The 16,331-nt window shown below is 72.6% G+C and carries 13 protein-coding genes, 1 tRNA gene and 1 pseudogene; 13 read left to right on the forward strand and 2 right to left on the reverse strand.

The genetic code is table 11. From position 1 onward, the window contains the following. Nucleotides 1-10: 10 nt before the first annotated feature. From AB0K10_RS30010 to AB0K10_RS30025, 4 genes are all read left to right on the forward strand, one after another. Complete coding sequence (locus AB0K10_RS30010) at nucleotides 11-1,168, forward strand: glycosyltransferase family 4 protein (RefSeq protein WP_363689081.1); 1,158 nt, start codon at nucleotides 11-13, stop codon at nucleotides 1,166-1,168. After that, nucleotides 1,168-3,615 carry a hypothetical protein gene (locus tag AB0K10_RS30015; protein ID WP_363689083.1) on the forward strand — a complete coding sequence of 816 codons (2,448 nt, stop codon included), beginning with the start codon at nucleotides 1,168-1,170 and terminating at the stop codon, nucleotides 3,613-3,615. Before AB0K10_RS30010 ends, AB0K10_RS30015 begins: the two co-directional genes overlap by 1 nt. A 163-nt stretch (nucleotides 3,616-3,778) precedes the next feature. Continuing rightward, complete coding sequence (locus AB0K10_RS30020) at nucleotides 3,779-5,530, forward strand: CTP synthase (RefSeq protein ID WP_363689085.1); 1,752 nt, start codon at nucleotides 3,779-3,781, stop codon at nucleotides 5,528-5,530. Further along, nucleotides 5,527-6,165 carry an NUDIX hydrolase gene (locus AB0K10_RS30025; RefSeq protein WP_363689087.1) on the forward strand — a complete coding sequence of 213 codons (639 nt, stop codon included), beginning with the start codon at nucleotides 5,527-5,529 and terminating at the stop codon, nucleotides 6,163-6,165. The genes AB0K10_RS30020 and AB0K10_RS30025 overlap by 4 nt, the downstream gene beginning before the upstream one ends. 88 nt (nucleotides 6,166-6,253) lie before the next feature. On the opposite strand, the pseudogene AB0K10_RS30030 reads toward AB0K10_RS30025, so the two are convergent. After that, nucleotides 6,254-6,590 (reverse strand): annotated as a pseudogene (locus AB0K10_RS30030) (TM2 domain-containing protein). A gap of 270 nt (nucleotides 6,591-6,860) precedes the next feature. Here AB0K10_RS30030 and ald point away from each other — a divergent pair. The 9 genes from ald to AB0K10_RS30075 all read left to right on the forward strand — a co-directional run bounded on the left by ald (nucleotide 6,861) and on the right by AB0K10_RS30075 (nucleotide 15,599). Further along, on the forward strand, nucleotides 6,861-7,976 hold the full coding sequence (gene ald, locus AB0K10_RS30035; RefSeq protein WP_363689089.1) for an alanine dehydrogenase: 1,116 nt from the start codon (nucleotides 6,861-6,863) through the stop codon (nucleotides 7,974-7,976). Between the two features lie 41 nt (nucleotides 7,977-8,017). Beyond that, on the forward strand, nucleotides 8,018-8,983 hold the full coding sequence (locus AB0K10_RS30040) for a site-specific tyrosine recombinase XerD (protein ID WP_363689091.1): 966 nt from the start codon (nucleotides 8,018-8,020) through the stop codon (nucleotides 8,981-8,983). 181 nt (nucleotides 8,984-9,164) lie between these two features. Continuing rightward, on the forward strand, nucleotides 9,165-10,088 hold the full coding sequence (locus tag AB0K10_RS30045; protein WP_030487987.1) for an AAA family ATPase: 924 nt from the start codon (nucleotides 9,165-9,167) through the stop codon (nucleotides 10,086-10,088). A gap of 41 nt (nucleotides 10,089-10,129) precedes the next feature. Continuing rightward, nucleotides 10,130-11,266 (forward strand): segregation/condensation protein A, encoded by a 1,137-nt coding sequence (locus AB0K10_RS30050; protein WP_363689093.1) that lies wholly within the window; start codon nucleotides 10,130-10,132, stop codon nucleotides 11,264-11,266. Beyond that, complete coding sequence (scpB, locus tag AB0K10_RS30055; RefSeq protein WP_363689095.1) at nucleotides 11,259-12,248, forward strand: SMC-Scp complex subunit ScpB; 990 nt, start codon at nucleotides 11,259-11,261, stop codon at nucleotides 12,246-12,248. Before AB0K10_RS30050 ends, scpB begins: the two co-directional genes overlap by 8 nt. Next, nucleotides 12,235-13,005 carry a pseudouridine synthase gene (locus AB0K10_RS30060; protein WP_358105347.1) on the forward strand — a complete coding sequence of 257 codons (771 nt, stop codon included), beginning with the start codon at nucleotides 12,235-12,237 and terminating at the stop codon, nucleotides 13,003-13,005. Before scpB ends, AB0K10_RS30060 begins: the two co-directional genes overlap by 14 nt. Nucleotides 13,006-13,201: 196 nt before the next feature. Then, nucleotides 13,202-13,882, forward strand: coding sequence for a (d)CMP kinase (cmk, locus tag AB0K10_RS30065; protein ID WP_363689097.1), 681 nt, complete (start codon nucleotides 13,202-13,204; stop codon nucleotides 13,880-13,882). Nucleotides 13,883-13,931: 49 nt separating this feature from the next. Next, nucleotides 13,932-15,335, forward strand: a complete 1,404-nt coding sequence (gene der, locus AB0K10_RS30070) for a ribosome biogenesis GTPase Der (protein ID WP_363689099.1) — start codon at nucleotides 13,932-13,934, stop codon at nucleotides 15,333-15,335. 190 nt (nucleotides 15,336-15,525) lie between these two features. Next, a tRNA-Pro gene (locus AB0K10_RS30075) sits at nucleotides 15,526-15,599 on the forward strand. Nucleotides 15,600-15,958: 359 nt separating this feature from the next. On the opposite strand, the gene AB0K10_RS30080 is transcribed toward AB0K10_RS30075, so the two are convergent. Then, complete coding sequence (locus AB0K10_RS30080) at nucleotides 15,959-16,300, reverse strand: hypothetical protein (protein WP_363689101.1); 342 nt, start codon at nucleotides 16,298-16,300, stop codon at nucleotides 15,959-15,961. Nucleotides 16,301-16,331: the final 31 nt, after the last annotated feature.

A 16,331-nucleotide genomic window follows, 5' to 3' on the forward strand; every position in this document is an offset into this window, starting at 1 on the left:
GGTGGCCGGAATGACGGAAACCAGTGGTTGGCGAGGTTCCGTGGCGCTGCTGCTGGCGTCCAGCACCGGCGGGGTCGGCCAGCATGTCCGCTCGGTGGCGCGCGGGCTCGTCGCGTCCGGTGCCACGGTGCTGGTCTGCGGGCCGGCGTCCACGCAGGAGCAGTTCGATTTCACGGGTGTCGGCGCGCGTTTCCAGCCGGTGGAGATCCCGGCCAGCCCGACCCCGGCCGACGCGCGGGCGGTGCTCGCCCTGCGGCGGGCGCTCGCCGCCGCGCCTGTCGACGTGGTGCACGCGCACGGTCTGCGCGCCGGTCTCGTCGCCGTGCTGGCCCGTCCGTCCGCCCCGGTGGTCGTGACCTGGCACAACGCGGTCCTCGCGGGCGGCCTGCGCGGCGGCGTCTCGCGACTCGTCGAGCGAGTGGTCGCCCGGGGCGCCCGAGTGGCTCTCGGCGCGTCCACCGACCTGGTCGAGCGGGCCGCCGCGCTGGGCGCCGTCGACGCCCGACTCGCCCCGGTCGCCGCCCCGGCGCTGCCCGCGCCGCGTCGACGCCGCGCCGCCGTCCGCGCCGAGTTCGGTGTACGACCGGAGCAGCCGTTGCTCGTCTCGGTGGGGCGGCTGCACCCACAGAAGCGCTACGACGTGCTGATCGACGCGGCGGCCCGCTGGCGTACGCGTACCCCACCGCCGGTCGTGGTGATCGCCGGGAGTGGCCCGGCGTACCTGCCGTTGGCCGCGCGGACCTCCGCGGCCCGCGCACCGGTGACCCTGCTGGGGCACCGCACCGACGTGGCCGACCTGCTCGCCGGCGCCGACCTGGCGGTGGTCACCAGCGACTGGGAGGCACGGCAGTTGTTCGCCCAGGAGGCGATGCGGGCCGGCGTGCCGCTGGTGGCGACCGCGGTGGGTGGCCTGCCGGAGCTGGTCGGCGACGCCGCCGCGCTGATCCCCGCCGGCGACGTGGACGCGGTCGACGCGGTGGTGCGCGCGCTGCTGGACGACCCGGCGGCCCGGGCCGAGCTGGGTCGGCGCGGCGCCGAGCGGGCGGCGACGTGGCCCACCGAGACGGACACGGTGACAGTGCTGGCGGCCCTCTACGCCGAGCTGGCCGCCCGACCGATCGGTCCGGCGGCTCCCGGGTCCGACGCGCCGATGACGGGACACCGGTGATGCTGCGTCGACTCGCTCCCGCCCTGTTGACAGTGCTCGTGGTGGTATTGGGCGTCACCGCGCTGGCCGCCCGGCCACCCCAGGGCACCCCGCAGCGCACCGCCGACTTCGTGGTGCTGGTCGGGATCGCCGGGCTGCGCTGGGAGGACGTCGACCAGCAGAGCACCCCGACGTTGTGGCGGATGGCCCAGGACGGCTCGATCGGCTCCCTGTCGGTGCGGTCCGCGCACCGGCCCACCTGCCCGGTGGACGGGTGGTTGACCCTCGGCGCGGGCAGCTTCGCCGCGTGGAACGGCACCCGGCCTGCCGGTGGCTGCCCGCCGGCCGGCGTGGCCGTGGAGCAACCGGACGGGATCGGCGCGAACCTGCCCGACCAGGAGAGCGTGGTCCAGTACAACCAGCAGCGGCTGCCCTGGGGCACCATGCCCGGGTCGCTGTCGGAGTCGGTGCGCTGCTCGGTCGCCGTGGGTCCGGGCGCCGCCGTGGCCGCCGCCCGCCCGTTCGGCCGGGTCGACAGGTACGCCGCGGGTCTGCCCGCCGATCCGCGCCAGCTGCTCGGCTCGTGCGTGCTGAGCATCGTCGACCTCGGCACGGTCGAGGGGACCGACCCGGCGGAACGTGCCGTGCAGGCGCGGGCGGCCGACGCCCAGTTGGCCCGGGTGCTGGCCGCCCGGCCGCAGCGGTCGTTGGTGCTGGTCGCCGGGATCTCCGACACCGAGCAGCCGTCGCGGCTGCACGTGGCGGTCGCCGACGGGCCCGGCTGGGAGCGGGGTTGGCTCACCTCGGCCAGCACCGGCCGCGACGGTTACCTGCAACTTGTCGACCTCGCGCCGACGGCGCTGGCCGCGCTGGGCCGGCCGATGCCCGAGCGGCTGTTCCTCGGCCGGCCGGCGGTCAGCACCGGCGGCCGGCCGGCCGACCTGATGGAGGCGACTAAAGCGCCGGCGAATGCCGACCGGGAGGCGGCCGCCCAGCGGGCCGTCTCCGGCAGGTTCTTCGCCCTGCTCGCCGGGCTGCAGGTGCTGCTGGCCCTGGCGGTACTGCCGTTGCTACGCCGAGCCCGACCGCACGCAGGCCCGACCGGCCCGTCCCCGGTCTCCGCCCGCGTCGTGGCGGTGGCGGAGTTGCTGCTGGTGGCGGCCGCGTTGACGGTCCCGGCCGCGCTGCTCGCCGACGCCGTTCCCTGGTGGCGGGGCGAGCACCCCGGGTGGATCTTCGCCGGTGTCACCGTGCTGCTGGTCGCGGGGGGCACCGCGGCGGTCCGGTTCGCCCCCGGGTACGCGAGCACCCTCGGTCCGTTCGGCGCGGTGGCAGGCCTCACGACCCTGGCCGTCGGGCTGGACGTGCTCACCGGGTCGAGCCTCCAGCTCAACAGCGTCATCGGCTACTCGGCGTTGCAGGGTGGCCGGTACGCCGGGCTGAGCACTGTCGGGTTGGGGGTGTTCATCGCCGGCGCGCTGGTGACCGGCGGGTGGTTCGCCCAGCGGGTGCACCGCCGCTGGCGGCCCGCCGTGATGGTCGCCGTGGGTGGTCTGGCAGTGGTGGTGGTCGGCAGCCCGTACCTGGGCGCGGACCCGGTCGGCGCGATCGCGTTGACCGCCGGGCTGAGCGTGGCCGCTGCCATCAGCGCCGGTGGCTGGCTGACCATCACCCGACTGGCCTGGGCGACCATGGCCGCCCTGGCCGTCGGCATCGGCTTCGCAGTGGTGGACCTGCGCCGGCCGGCGGCCGAGCGGGGGAGCCTGGGCCGGTTCCTGTCCGCGGTGGGCGACGGCACCGGCGGGTTCACCGTGCACCGGTCCAGCACGGCGAACTTCGAGACGTTGGTGAACAGCCCGTTGACGGTGCTGGCGCTGGCCGGTGGGCTGCTGGTGTGGTTCGTCCTGCTGCAGTCGTGGGGCGGGCTGATGCGGCTGTTCGGCATCTACCCGGCGGTGCGGGCCGCGCTGGGCGGCACGGCGGTCGCGGCGGTGCTCGGTGGCGTGCTCGACGGCGCGGCACTGGACGTGGCGGGCGCGGCTGCCGCCCTGGTGGTGCCGATGGCCACGTTGGCGTCGCTGCGGGTCCTCGGGCACGCCGCCGACCGGACCCGGCCGGGCACGGGCCGTGTCCGGGAGAACGAGGCCGACGACGACTCGGGCTCCGGGGGCGACGGCCCGGCCGGCGGGGGTGACGGCCCGACCGGTGGTGGTGGGCCGCTGGGGGCGGGTCATCCCCGGCCGATCGGCGCTCCACCCACCGCGCCTCCACCAGCGGTAGTGCTTCCCCCGGCCCCCGACGACGCGCCCGCGGTCCCTGCGGTGGCCGACGGGCCCGCGCAGCCGCCTCCGGAGCGCCCGGCGGCGGGCGCGGCGGCCGGTACGCCTCCCGCGCCGGCGCAGCGCCGCCCGGCGGACACACCGGCCGCGCCGGTCACTCGACCATCGACCGAGGTTGCCGCCTCCTGACCGCCGGGCGTGGACCCGGTGGCCGGGCGCTGTCCCGCCCGGGGTGCGGCCTGCGAGTACCCGCCAGGGAGGTGTTACCGTGGAATCCCGTGGATCGCGTGATCACTTTGCTGATCGAGCACGGCGGTCTGCATGACCGCGACAGACGACACGGGAGCAGGCCTTGGCCCCATCAGCACGGACGACCAGGCACATTTTCGTCACCGGGGGCGTCGCCTCCTCGCTGGGTAAGGGCCTCACCGCCTCCAGCCTCGGCAATCTGTTGACCGCGCGCGGCCTGCGCGTGGTGATGCAGAAGCTCGACCCCTACCTCAACGTCGACCCCGGGACGATGAACCCGTTCCAGCACGGCGAGGTCTTCGTCACCGAGGACGGCGCCGAGACCGACCTCGACGTCGGGCACTACGAGCGTTTCCTGGACCGGGCGCTGTCCGGCAAGGCGAACGTCACCACCGGCCAGATCTACTCCGACGTGATCGCCAAGGAGCGCCGGGGGGAGTACTTGGGCGACACCGTCCAGGTCATCCCGCACATCACCAACGAGATCAAGTCGCGGATCCTGGCGATGGCCGATCCGGACGACGACGGCGTCCTGCCCGACGTGGTGATCACCGAGGTCGGTGGCACCGTCGGCGACATCGAGTCGCTGCCGTTCCTGGAGGCGATCCGCCAGGTCCGCCACGACCTGGGCCGGGACAACTGCTTCTACCTGCACGTGTCGCTGGTGCCGTACCTGGCGCCGTCGGGCGAGCTGAAGACCAAGCCGACCCAGCACTCCGTGGCGCAGCTGCGCAACATCGGCATCCAGCCGGACGCCATCGTGCTGCGCTGCGACCGGGAGATCCCGGTGAAGCTCAAGGAGAAGCTGTCGCTGTACTGCGACGTGGACACCGAGGCGGTCGTCGCAGCCCCGGACGCCCCGAGCATCTACGACATCCCGAAGGTGCTGCACCGCGAGGGGCTCGACGCGTACGTGGTGCGCCGGCTCAACCTCTCCTTCCGGGACGTGGACTGGGCGAGCTGGGACGACCTGTTGGAGCGGGTGCACCGCCCTCGGCACACGGTCACCGTCGCCGTGGTCGGCAAGTACGTCGACCTGCCGGACGCGTACCTGTCGGTGAGCGAGGCGATCCGGGCGGCTGGTTTCGGTCACCGGGCGCGGGTGCAGCTGCGCTGGGTGCCCAGCGACGAGTGCGTCACCCCGGCCGGCGCCGCGGCGGCCCTGGCCGGCGTGGACGGCATCCTCATCCCGGGCGGGTTCGGGGTCCGGGGCATCGAGGGCAAGATCGGCACGGCCCGGTACGCCCGGGAGAACGGCATCCCCCTGCTCGGCCTCTGCCTCGGTCTGCAGTGCATGACGATCGAGGTGGCCCGGCACCTGGCCGGCCTGGACGGCGCCAACTCGCTGGAGTTCGACGAGCAGGCCGCGCACCCGGTCATCGCCACGATGGCCGACCAGGAGGACATCGTCGCCGGCAAGGGCGACCTGGGCGGCACCATGCGGCTCGGGGCGTACCCGGCGACGTTGACCGAGGGCTCGATCGTCGCCGAGGCGTACGGCAGCACCGACATCAGCGAGCGGCACCGGCACCGCTACGAGGTCAACAACGCCTACCGGGACGCGCTGACCAAGGCGGGCCTGCACATCTCCGGCACCTCCCCGGACGGCCGGCTGGTCGAGTTCATCGAACTGGACCGGGATCTGCACCCGTTCTTCGTGGCCACCCAGGCGCATCCGGAGCTGAAGAGCCGCCCCACCCGCCCGCACCCGCTGTTCGCGTCGTTCGTCAAGGCCGCCGTGACGTACTCGCAGGCCGACCAGCTGCCTGTCGACCTGGAGGCCGCGTCGGAGGCCCCGTCGACGCGCAAGGCCGCCCGCAACGGCGCCGCCACGAAGGCGACGTCCGCGTCGTGAGCGACCCGAGCGAGCGAGCGAGCGGCCACACCAGCGCGGTCGAGCACCGCTACGAGGTGCGCTCCCGCGAGGAGCGCTACCGGGGTCGGATCTTCGACGTGGTCACCGAGGAGGTGACCATGCCGGGCGGTGGGACCGCGCAGCGTGACCTCGTCCGGCACGTCGGGGCGGTGGCCGTGGTGGCCCTCGACGACGCCGGCCAGGTGGTGCTGATCCGGCAGTACCGGCACCCGGTCGGCCGGCACCTGTGGGAGCTGCCGGCCGGGCTGATGGACGTCTCCGGTGAGGAGTTGCCCGCGGCCGCGTTGCGGGAGTTGGCCGAGGAGGCCGACCTCACGGCCGGGCGGATCGACGCGCTCGTCGACCTGCACAGCTCGCCGGGGTTCACCAACGAGCTGGTCCGGGTCTACCTGGCCCGGGACCTGGCCGACGTGCCGGCGGCGGAGCGCCACGAGCGCCGCGACGAGGAGGCCGACCTGCAGATCGTCCGGATGGCCCTGGACGAGGCGGTCGACATGGTCCTGGCCGGTGAGATCACCAACGCGTCCGCGGTGGCCGGTCTGCTCGCCGCCGCCCGCGCCCGGGACTCCGGTTTCACGCAGCTGCGCCGGGCGGACGCGCCGCTGCCGCGCTGAGCGCCGCAACCGGTCCAGCATCGGCAGGGTGTACGGACGAAAGGGGCCCCGCGGTCAACCGCGGGGCCCCTTCGCCGTGTCTGGTCTATCAGTCGCGCAGCGTCCGGCCCTGCGCGTCCGTGCCGCCGTTGACCAGGATCAGAATGCCGTCGATGACGCCCCAGAGCGCGCCAACACCGCAGGTCACGATGCTCACGACGAGTTGGAGAACGGCGATCTTGGTGTGTCCGGTGTAGAACCGACCGGCCCCGAAGGTGCCGAGCAGGATGCCGAGGATGCCCGCGACGACCTTGCTCTTGTCGGAGTAACCCGGGGCGTACCCGGGCTGCTGGTAAGGAGGAGTGGTCATGGGCGGACACACTAGTGATCCACTCGCCCGCTGTCCGTACCGCCACACGGCAGATGGGACGATAATGGGCGAACACTGTCCTGACGGCTGAGGTGACGTCGCACCGCCGGCCCGTTCGGCGCCCTGACACTCCGTCAGGTCACCCGGGCACCGGATGCCACTGTGCTGGCTCCCGACGGGGCCGGGCGCGCCTAGACTGCCGCCGGCGGGACCGGTGGACCGCGGCGGCAATGGGGCCGTCGTGGCACCGAGCAGTCGGGGGGAACCGGTGGACCGCGGCGGCAACGGAGCCGTCGTGGCACCGCGCAGTCGGGGGAACTCAGCCCCGAAGAGAGGTGTCTGCATCGTGAAGGTCGGAATCCCACGCGAGGTCAAGAACCACGAGTACCGCGTGGCGATCACGCCGGCGGGCGTCAACGAGTTCACCCGCAGCGGCCACCAGGTCTTCGTCGAGTCCGGCGCCGGCGTCGGCTCCAGCATCACCGACGAGGAGTTCGCCGCGGCGGGCGCCACGATCCTGGCCACCGCCGACGAGGTGTGGGACACCGCCGAGCTGGTGCTCAAGGTCAAGGAGCCGATCGCCGAGGAGTACCACCGGATGCGCGAGGGGCAGGTGCTCTTCACCTACCTGCACCTGGCCGCCTCGAAGGAGTGCACGGACGCGCTTGTCGACCGCAAGGTGACAGGCATCGCGTACGAGACCGTCGAGCTGCCCGACCGGTCGTTGCCGCTGCTCGCCCCGATGTCCGAGGTGGCCGGCCGGCTCGCCCCGCAGGTCGGCGCCTTCTACATGATGCGTACCGGCGGTGGGCGTGGCGTGCTGCCCGGCGGCGTCTCCGGCGTGTACGCGGCGAAGACAGTGGTCATCGGCGCCGGCGTCTCCGGCATGAACGCCGCCGCCATCGCGCTGGGCCTGCAGTCCGAGGTGCTGCTGCTGGACAAGAACGTCGCCCGGCTGCGCCAGGCCGACGCCATCTACCGGGGGCACCTGCAGACCATCGCCTCGAACGCGTACGAGGTCGAGCGGGCCGTGCTCGACGCCGACCTGGTCATCGGCGCGGTGCTGGTGCCCGGCGCGAAGGCCCCGACGCTCATCTCCAACGAGCTGGTCTCCCGGATGAAGCCGGGCAGCGTGCTCGTCGACATCGCCATCGACCAGGGCGGCTGCTTCGAGGACTCGCGCCCCACCACGCACGCCGACCCGGTCTACAAGGTGCACGAGTCGATCTTCTACTGCGTGGCGAACATGCCCGGCGCGGTGCCGAACACCAGCACCTACGCGCTGACCAACGTCACCCTGCCGTACGCCCTGGAGCTGGCCAACCACGGCTGGCGCGAGGCGCTGCGCCGCGACCCGGCCCTCGCCCTGGGCCTGAACACCCACGACGGCCAGGTCACCTACGGCCCGGTCGCCGAAGCGCACGGCATGAGCGTGCTCCCGCTGGCCGACGTCCTGGCCTGAAGCGGGGTGGCGGTCTGAGCGGGGTCGCGCAGCAGGCCGGCGTGGGCGCGGAGCCCGCGCCGGCCCTGCGCCGTGCCGTCCGCGGCTACCTCGACCACCTGACAGTCGAGCGCGGCCTGTCCGCGAACACCCTCGCCTCGTACCGCCGGGATCTGGATCGTTATCTCACGACCCTGGCCGACGCCGGCGTCGCCGACCTCGCGTCGGTCGGCGCCGGCGTCGTCGAATCGCACCTGGCCCGACTGCGCGCCGGCGACGACGACCATCCACCCCTCGCCGTGTCCTCCGCGGCCCGCGCGGCCAGCGCGGTCCGCGGCCTGCACCGCTTCGCGCTGCGCGAGGGGCTGGCCGGCGCCGACCCCAGCCGCGACGTCCGCCCGCCCACCCCGCCGCGCCGGCTGCCCCGCGCGCTGGGAGTCGACGACGTGGTCCGGCTCCTGGAGACCGCCGGCCCGATCACCGCGACCGGCGAGGACGCGCCACTCGCGCTGCGCGACCGGGCGCTGCTGGAGTTCCTGTACGGCACCGGCGCGCGGATCTCCGAGGCGATCGGCGCCGCGATCGACGACCTCGACACCGACGAGGGCACCGTCCTGCTGCGCGGCAAGGGCGGTCGGATGCGGCTGGTGCCGATCGGCGGGTACGCAGTCGACGCCGTCCGCGCCTACCTGGTCCGGGCCCGCCCCGGGCTGGCCGCCGGCGGCAGGGGCACCCCCGCGGTGTTCCTCAACGCGCGCGGCGGAGCGCTGTCCCGGCAGGGCGCCTGGGCCATCCTGCGCCGCGCCGCCGGGCGGGCCGGCCTGCCGATCGAGGGCGCCGCGGCGGTCTCCCCGCACACCCTGCGCCACTCGTACGCCACCCACCTGCTCGACGGCGGCGCCGACGTGCGGGTCGTGCAGGAACTGCTCGGCCACGCCTCGGTGACCACCACCCAGGTCTACACCCTCGTCACCGTGGAGCGGCTGCGCGAGGTGTACGCGACCGCCCACCCGCGCGCCCTCGGCTGAACCCCGGCGGCCGCCGACTCCGACACGCCGGGCCGGTGCCGAACGCCCTGCTGGTCGGTGGCGTACAGTCGGCATCGGCGCGGACCTCCTGGGGCGACATGACCGGGGTGCGCAGCGGCGCCGCGAAGGACGTCGGACGGCTCCGACGCCGGGTGGGTCGTCGGGAGGGGGCAACGAGGACATGGCTGGCAACGGTGACCGTGCCGAGACCTGGACGTCGGAGCTCCGCGAGCAGCAGGCCACGCTCGGCGCGGACCTGGGTCCGGCGGATCCGGCGGCCTACACCATGCGCAAGCCGATCCCCGAGCCGATGCCCACCGATCGGCACGGTCCGGCGCGCATCATCGCGATGGCCAACCAGAAGGGTGGCGTCGGCAAGACCACCACCACCATCAACCTGGGCGCGGCGCTCGCCGAGTACGGCCGCAAGGTGCTGCTCGTCGACTTCGACCCGCAGGGCGCGCTCTCGGTGGGCCTGGGGGTCAACCCGCACAACCTCGACCTGTCCATCTACAACCTGCTCATGCAGGACGACATCATCGCCGAGGACGTCGTCATCAAGACCGACGTGGCGGGGCTGCACCTGCTGCCGGCAAACATCGACCTCTCCGCCGCCGAGATCCAGCTCGTCAACGAGGTCGCCCGGGAGATGGCCCTGGCCCGGGTCCTGCGCACGGTCCGCAAGGAGTACGACTACATCCTGATCGACTGCCAGCCCTCACTGGGCCTGCTGGCGATCAACGCGTTGACCGTCGCGCACGGCGTGCTCATCCCGCTCGAATGCGAGTTCTTCAGCCTGCGCGGTGTCGCGCTGCTGCTGGACACCATCGACAAGGTCCGTGAGCGGCTCAACTTCGACCTGGAGCTCGAGGGCATCCTCGCCACCATGTACGACAGCCGCACCACGCACTGCCGCCAGGTCCTCCAGCGGGTGGTCGAGGCGTTCGGCGACAAGGTCTACCAGACGGTCATCACCAAGACGGTGAAGTTCCCCGAGTCCACCGTGGCCGGTGCGCCGATCACGACGATGGACCCGGCGTCCTCCGGGGCGCGCAACTACCGTCAGCTGGCCCGCGAGGTGATCGCCGCCCAGTCGGAGCGGTAGCCGGAACGCCAGGTGCCCGCCTCGTGGACTACGGTCGTCCGGTGACCGCGCCACCCCTCGACCCGCCGGCCGGCCCGCACGAGGTCGCCGCCCCGACGGTGGCCGCCGAGCTGGCCGCGGAGGTCGACGGCGTGCTGACGACCGACGCCGCGCTCACCGACGCCGCGCCCGCCGCCGAGACGTCCGGCTTCACGGTGCGGCTGGCCAACTTCACCGGCCCGTTCGACCTGCTGCTGCAACTGATCGGCAAGCACAAGCTCGACGTCACCGAGGTGGCCCTGCACACGGTCACCGACGAGTTCATCGCCTACATCCGCGCCATGGGCGACAACTGGGACCTCGACGAGGCCAGCGAATTCCTGCTCATCGCCGCGACCCTGCTCGACCTGAAGGCGGCCCGGCTGCTGCCCTCCGCCGAGGTGGAGGACGAGGCGGACCTGGCCCTGCTGGAGGCCCGGGACCTGCTCTTCGCCCGGCTGCTGCAGTACAAGGCGTACAAGGAGGCGGCGACGCACATCGCCGAGCTGGAGGCGGTCGGCGGTCGGCGGTATCCCCGGGCGGTCAGCCTGGAACCCCGCTACGCCGAGGCGCTGCCCGACCTCGTGCTCGGCATCGGCCCGCAACGGCTGCTGAAGCTGGCCGTGCGGGCGATGACGCCGAAGCCCGTGCCGGAGGTGTCCATCGCCCACGTGCACATGGTCCGGGTCAGCGTCCGCGAACACGCGGCGATCCTCGCCACCCGGCTGCGCCGGGCCGGCACGGCGACGTTCTCCCTGCTGTGCGCGGACTGCGAGGCCACCCTGGAGGTGGTGGCGCGGTTCCTGGCGCTGCTGGAGCTGTACCGGGAGGGTCTGGTGGCCTTCGTGCAGGAGCAGGCCCTGGAGGAGCTGACCGTGCGCTGGACCGGCCCGGTCGACGGCGAGACCGACCTGCACGTCGACGAGTACGCCGGCACCCCCGCCGACCCCGAGCAGGTGTCGGTCCCGGGGTCGGAGTCGGACGGCTCGGAGCCGGCGGTGGTCGGGCCGGAGCCGGTGTCGGACAGGCCGGAGCCGGTGTCGGACAGGCCGGAGCCGGTGTCGGACAGGCCGGAGTTGATGGTGGTCCGACCGGAATCGGCGGGGGAGGCCCGAGGGCCGGGCGGGACGGGAACGACGGAGGGTGAGCGGGATGAGTGATGAGGAACGCGAGGACTCCCTGGCCGACCAGGCTGCCGCCTGGGTCCCCCCGTGGAACCGCCCCCGCCCGCCAGCCCCCACCGCCACGACTCCCGAGGCTCCCGAGGTCGACGAGGCCGCCGAGGAACTGAAGACCGACCGGCCGACACTCTCGCCCGTCGCCGTCCCACCGTCAGCTCCCAGAGATCTTGGTAGCGAACTGCCCCTCCAGGGGCCGGAATCGTCCAAGATCTCTGAGGAGTCGGTCGAATCGCTTGAGTCCGGTGAGCTTGACGAGGCCGGTGAGGTGATCCCGTCTGCTGGGGCTGGGGCTGGGGCTGGGGCTGGGGCTGGGGCTGGGGCTGGGGTGGGGGAGTCGCGGGCTGGGGACGTACCTCGGCGGGAAGGTGTGGGGCGGCGGCGGGTGACGGTTGTGCCGGAGCCCGCGCCGGAGCTGCCCGACGCCGAGCTGCGCGGCGCGCTGGAGGCGATCCTGCTCGTCGTCGACGAGCCTGTCAGTGAGCTGGTCCTGGCCCAGGTGCTGGAGCAGCCGGCCGAGCGGATCGGGCCGATGCTCGACGAGATCGCCGCCGGCTACACGGCCGCCGGGCACGGGTTCGAGCTGCGCCGGGCCGCGGGCGGTTGGCGGTTGTACACCCGGCCGGAATACGCTACGTACGTCGAGCGGTTCGTCCTGGACGGGCAGTCCGTGCGGCTGACCCAGGCGGCGTTGGAGACTCTGGCCGTGGTCGCGTACAAGCAGCCGGTGACCCGGTCGCGGATCTCGGCCATCCGGGGTGTCAACTGCGACGGCGTCATCCGTACGCTTGTCACTCGCGGCCTCGTCGAGGAGTGCGGCGCCGAACCGGACAGCGGGGCGTTTCTCTACCGGACGACCACGCTGTTCCTGGAGAAGCTCGGGCTGAACACCGTCGACGAGCTGCCACCCCTCGCACCCTTCCTGCCCGACGACGTAGAAGAGCTTGCTGATGCGACCCGATAACCGTTCCCCGAAGTCCGACGCCCCCGTCTACGAGGGGGCGGAGCGCCTGCAGAAGGTGCTCGCCGCCGCCGGCGTGGGTTCCCGGCGTGCCTGCGAGGACCTGATCTTCCGGCGCCGTGTGACGGTGGACGGGCGTGTCGCCAAGCTCGGCGACAAGGTCGACCCTGCCACCTCCGTGATCCACGTGGACGGGGAGCGCCTGCAGGTCGACATCCGCCTGGTCTACGTGGCGATGAACAAGCCGCGCGGCGTGGTCACCTCCATGGCGGACGACAAGGGCCGCAACGAGCTGGCCGAGTTCATCGGCAACCGGGTGGAGCAGCGGGTCTACCACGTCGGGCGGCTCGACGCGGACAGCGAGGGCCTGCTGCTGCTCACCAACGACGGCACCCTCGCGCACAAGCTCATGCACCCCTCGTACGAGGTGCTCAAGACCTACCTCGCCGAGGTGGTCGGGCCGATCCCGCGCAACCTGAGCAAGCGCCTACTGGCCGGTGTCGAGCTGGAGGACGGGCCGGTCAAGGTCGACTCGTTCAAGGTGGTGGACACGCTGGGTAAATCCGCCCAGGTGGAGCTGAGCCTGCACGAGGGGCGCAAGCACATCGTCCGACGGCTGATGGAGGAGGTCGGGCACCCGGTAACCCGGCTGGTGCGTACCGCGATCGGGCCGATCCGGCTGGGTGAACTGCGCACCGGGCGGATCCGGCGGCTGACCAACGCGGAGGTCGCCGCCCTGTTCCACGCGGTGGGTGACTGACCCCCGAGTTCGGGGTACGGCTGCCGGTAGGCTCGCGACGGCCGGTTACGCGGCCGCCGGAGGTGGCGTGGGTCGCCTCGGGCGGCGTCGCGCGTGGGTCCGCCACGGACCCCGGGCATGATTGACGACGATTGACAAACCGCTTGCGGCGCCAGAGCACCGGGCGATCCGTGAGGTACGGGCTGAGGAGGACACGGTGGAGGAAAACGTACGGGCCGGGCGATGTGTGGTCGCTGTGGACGGGCCGTCCGGTTCGGGTAAGTCCACCGTGTCACGGCGGCTCGCCGTCGGCATCGGTGCGCGCTACCTGGACACCGGGGCGATGTACCGGGCGGTCACGTGGGCTGTGCTGCGCTCCGGCGTGGACCTCACCGACACCGCGTCGGTGGCGAAGGTCGCCGGCGAGGTCAAGCTGCACATCGGCACCCACCCGCAGGGGTACGCCGTGAGCGTCGACGGCGTGGGCGTGGACGCGGAGATCCGCGGCGCCGAGGTGACCGGGGCGGTCTCGGCCGTCGCCGCCGTGCCGGCGGTCCGTGAGCTGCTGGTCGCCCGGCAGCGCGAGATGATCGCCAACGCCGGTCGGATCGTGGTCGAGGGCCGCGACATCGGTTCGGTCGTGGCGCCGGACGCCGACCTGAAGGTCTTTCTCACCGCCTCCGAGGCGGCCCGTGCCGCCCGGCGCAGCGCCGAGGACGCCGCCGACGTGGCGGCCACCGCCGCCGACCTGGCCCGCCGGGACCGGCTCGACTCGACCCGCAAGGTCAACCCGCTGGCCCAGGCGCCGGACGCCGTCGTGCTGGACACCACCGAGCTGGGCATCGACGAGGTCGTCGCCCGGCTGCGTGACCTGCTCACCGAGCGGGGAGTGGCATGAGTAGCGCGGTCGTGTCTCATGACAGTCCGGAGCGAAGCGGAGGAGTGGCATGAGCGAGGGGGCGGGATGGGTCGAGCTGCGCGAGCCCGACGTCATCCTTGAGGAGCCGACCGGCCCGCAGCCGGTGGTGGCCGTGGTGGGCCGCCCCAACGTGGGCAAGTCCACACTTGTCAACCGCATCATCGGCCGCCGGCAGGCGGTCGTCGAGGACGTCCCCGGTGTGACCCGGGACCGGGTGCCGTACGACGCGCAGTGGAACGGCCGGTCGTTCACTGTCGTGGACACCGGCGGTTGGGAACCGGACGCGAAGGACCGGGCGGCGGCCATCGCGGCGCAGGCCGAGACGGCGGTGGTCACCGCCGACGTGGTCCTCTTCGTGGTCGACGCGATGGTGGGCTCCACCGACGTGGACGAGGCCGCGGTGAAGATGCTGCGGCGCAGCGCCAAGCCGGTGATCCTGGTGGCGAACAAGGCCGACAACACCGCCATCGAGATGGAGGCCACCTCGCTGTGGTCGCTCGGCCTCGGCGAGCCGTTCCCGTTGTCCGCGCTGCACGGTCGTGGCTCCGGTGACCTGCTGGACGCCATCCTCGCCGCGCTGCCGGAGGCCCCGGCGATCGTGGAGAACAGGCCGCGTGGTCCGCGCCGGGTGGCGCTTGTCGGTCGGCCGAACGTGGGCAAGTCCAGCCTCCTCAACCGGTTCTCCGGCGAGGAGCGGGCAGTCGTCGACTCGGTCGCCGGCACCACTGTGGACCCGGTGGACAGCCTCGTCGAGATCGGCGGCCAGACCTGGCAGCTTGTCGACACGGCCGGCCTGCGCAAGCGGGTCGGCAAGGCCAGCGGCACCGAGTACTACGCCAGCCTGCGGACCGCCGGCGCGATCGAGGCCGCCGAGGTGGCCGTGGTCCTGCTGGACGCCAGCGAGCCGATCAGCGAACAGGACCAGCGGATCCTGACGATGGTGACCGAGGCGGGCCGGGCGCTCGTCATCGCGTTCAACAAGTGGGACCTGGTCGACGCCGACCGCCGGTACTACCTGGACAAGGAGATCGACCGGGAGCTGCGCCGCATCCCCTGGGCGATCCGGCTGAACCTGTCGGCGATGACCGGCCGCGCGGTGGACAAGCTGGCCCCGGCCCTGAACAAGGCCCTCGCCAGCTGGGAGACCCGGGTGCCGACCGCGCACCTCAACCAGTGGCTGACCGCGCTGGTGCAGGCCACCCCGCACCCGGTGCGCGGCGGTCGCGCGCCGCGCATCCTGTTCGCCACGCAGGCCGGTGTGGCGCCGCCGCGGTTCGTGCTCTTCACCACCGGCCCGCTGGACGCCGGCTACCAGCGCTTCGTCGAGCGCAAGCTCCGCGAGGAATTCGGGTACGAGGGCAGCCCCATCGAGATCTCCGTACGCCCCCGCAAGAAGCTCGGCCCCGGCGGCCGCGGCAAGGCGCACGGCTGACCTGTTCTGATCGTCGAAATGCCGGATGGGCCATCGCGCCCGTCCGGCATTTTTCCACCCCACCCTCCTAGGACGCTGTAGGCGGTGTGCGGTGGTTCGCGGCTCCCACAACCCGGGTGGGGCCTGTGCGGATGACCGACAGGTGCTGCGCTAAGCTGTACCGGCTGCTGCGGGGGAAACCGCGCGGGGGCGGGACGTGGCGCAGCTTGGTAGCGCACTTGACTGGGGGTCAAGGGGTCGTCGGTTCGAATCCGGCCGTCCCGACAGAGGTAAGGGGCCATCTCGGAAGATCGAGACGGCCCCTTTGTCGTACCTGGGTGACTACTGAGTGACTACGCCAGACCACCACCCGACCCGCCAGCGTCTAAACGTGCGTCAAGGCCGCCTTGAGGTGGCGGATCGGGCGGCAGCCCGCTCCCCAGGAGGGCGGGCCGGCGGCAGACGGGATGGCAACAGCGCGCGATTTGTGGCCGTGCCCGGTCCGTGCCCGACGCAAGGGTCAAGAACGGTGCCAGCCTCGCACAAGACATCGAAAACGTCACGTAGGGTCACTGTAATTCCCCTCGTGACCGCCTACTGGTGACCTTGAACAACAATCAAGGCACCTTCCAAACTGACGGTGCTCACTGAGTCGGATTGCTCTGTTGTGCGTACCGGAAAGCAAGCCGTCTGATGGTGGTCTCGCCCTCGGCTGCTGGTAGCCAGCTGGCTTCCGTGCGCGATTCGGTCTCTTCCCACTCGGGGATGTCGGCGGGGTCGTGGCCTCCGATGCCCAGCGACACTTCGCTGTGGCGGGCGCGGAAGTAGAAGCGCTCACCGTTCGGCAGAGAGCCTTCCACCTGCACTGGAGCTGCCGCGCACGTCAGATGCGCCTCCCAGCCCTCACTCCGGAGAGTGGCGATGAGCTGGAGCCAGGATGCCACGTGCTCCTGGTGCCACCGCTGGCGCGCAGTCTCCTGATCCATGACGTCCATGGTGCTGCATTGGGACCTGGCT

It is taken from the genome of Micromonospora sp. NPDC049274 (genome assembly GCF_040678875.1).
Classification (GTDB): domain Bacteria; phylum Actinomycetota; class Actinomycetes; order Mycobacteriales; family Micromonosporaceae; genus Micromonospora.

Excerpts from the sequence above, each read along its gene's own strand:
- AB0K10_RS30010 (WP_363689081.1), top strand. The coding sequence starts at position 11 with ATGACGGAAACCAGTGGTTGGCGAGGTTCCGTGGCGCTGCTGCTGGCG.
- AB0K10_RS30015 (WP_363689083.1), top strand. The coding sequence starts at position 1,168 with ATGCTGCGTCGACTCGCTCCCGCCCTGTTGACAGTGCTCGTGGTGGTA.
- AB0K10_RS30045 (WP_030487987.1), top strand. The coding sequence starts at position 9,165 with ATGGCTGGCAACGGTGACCGTGCCGAGACCTGGACGTCGGAGCTCCGC.
- scpB (WP_363689095.1), top strand. The coding sequence starts at position 11,259 with ATGAGTGATGAGGAACGCGAGGACTCCCTGGCCGACCAGGCTGCCGCC.
- AB0K10_RS30060 (WP_358105347.1), top strand. The coding sequence starts at position 12,235 with ATGCGACCCGATAACCGTTCCCCGAAGTCCGACGCCCCCGTCTACGAG.
- der (WP_363689099.1), top strand. The coding sequence starts at position 13,932 with ATGAGCGAGGGGGCGGGATGGGTCGAGCTGCGCGAGCCCGACGTCATC.
- AB0K10_RS30080 (WP_363689101.1), bottom strand. The coding sequence starts at position 16,300 with ATGGATCAGGAGACTGCGCGCCAGCGGTGGCACCAGGAGCACGTGGCA.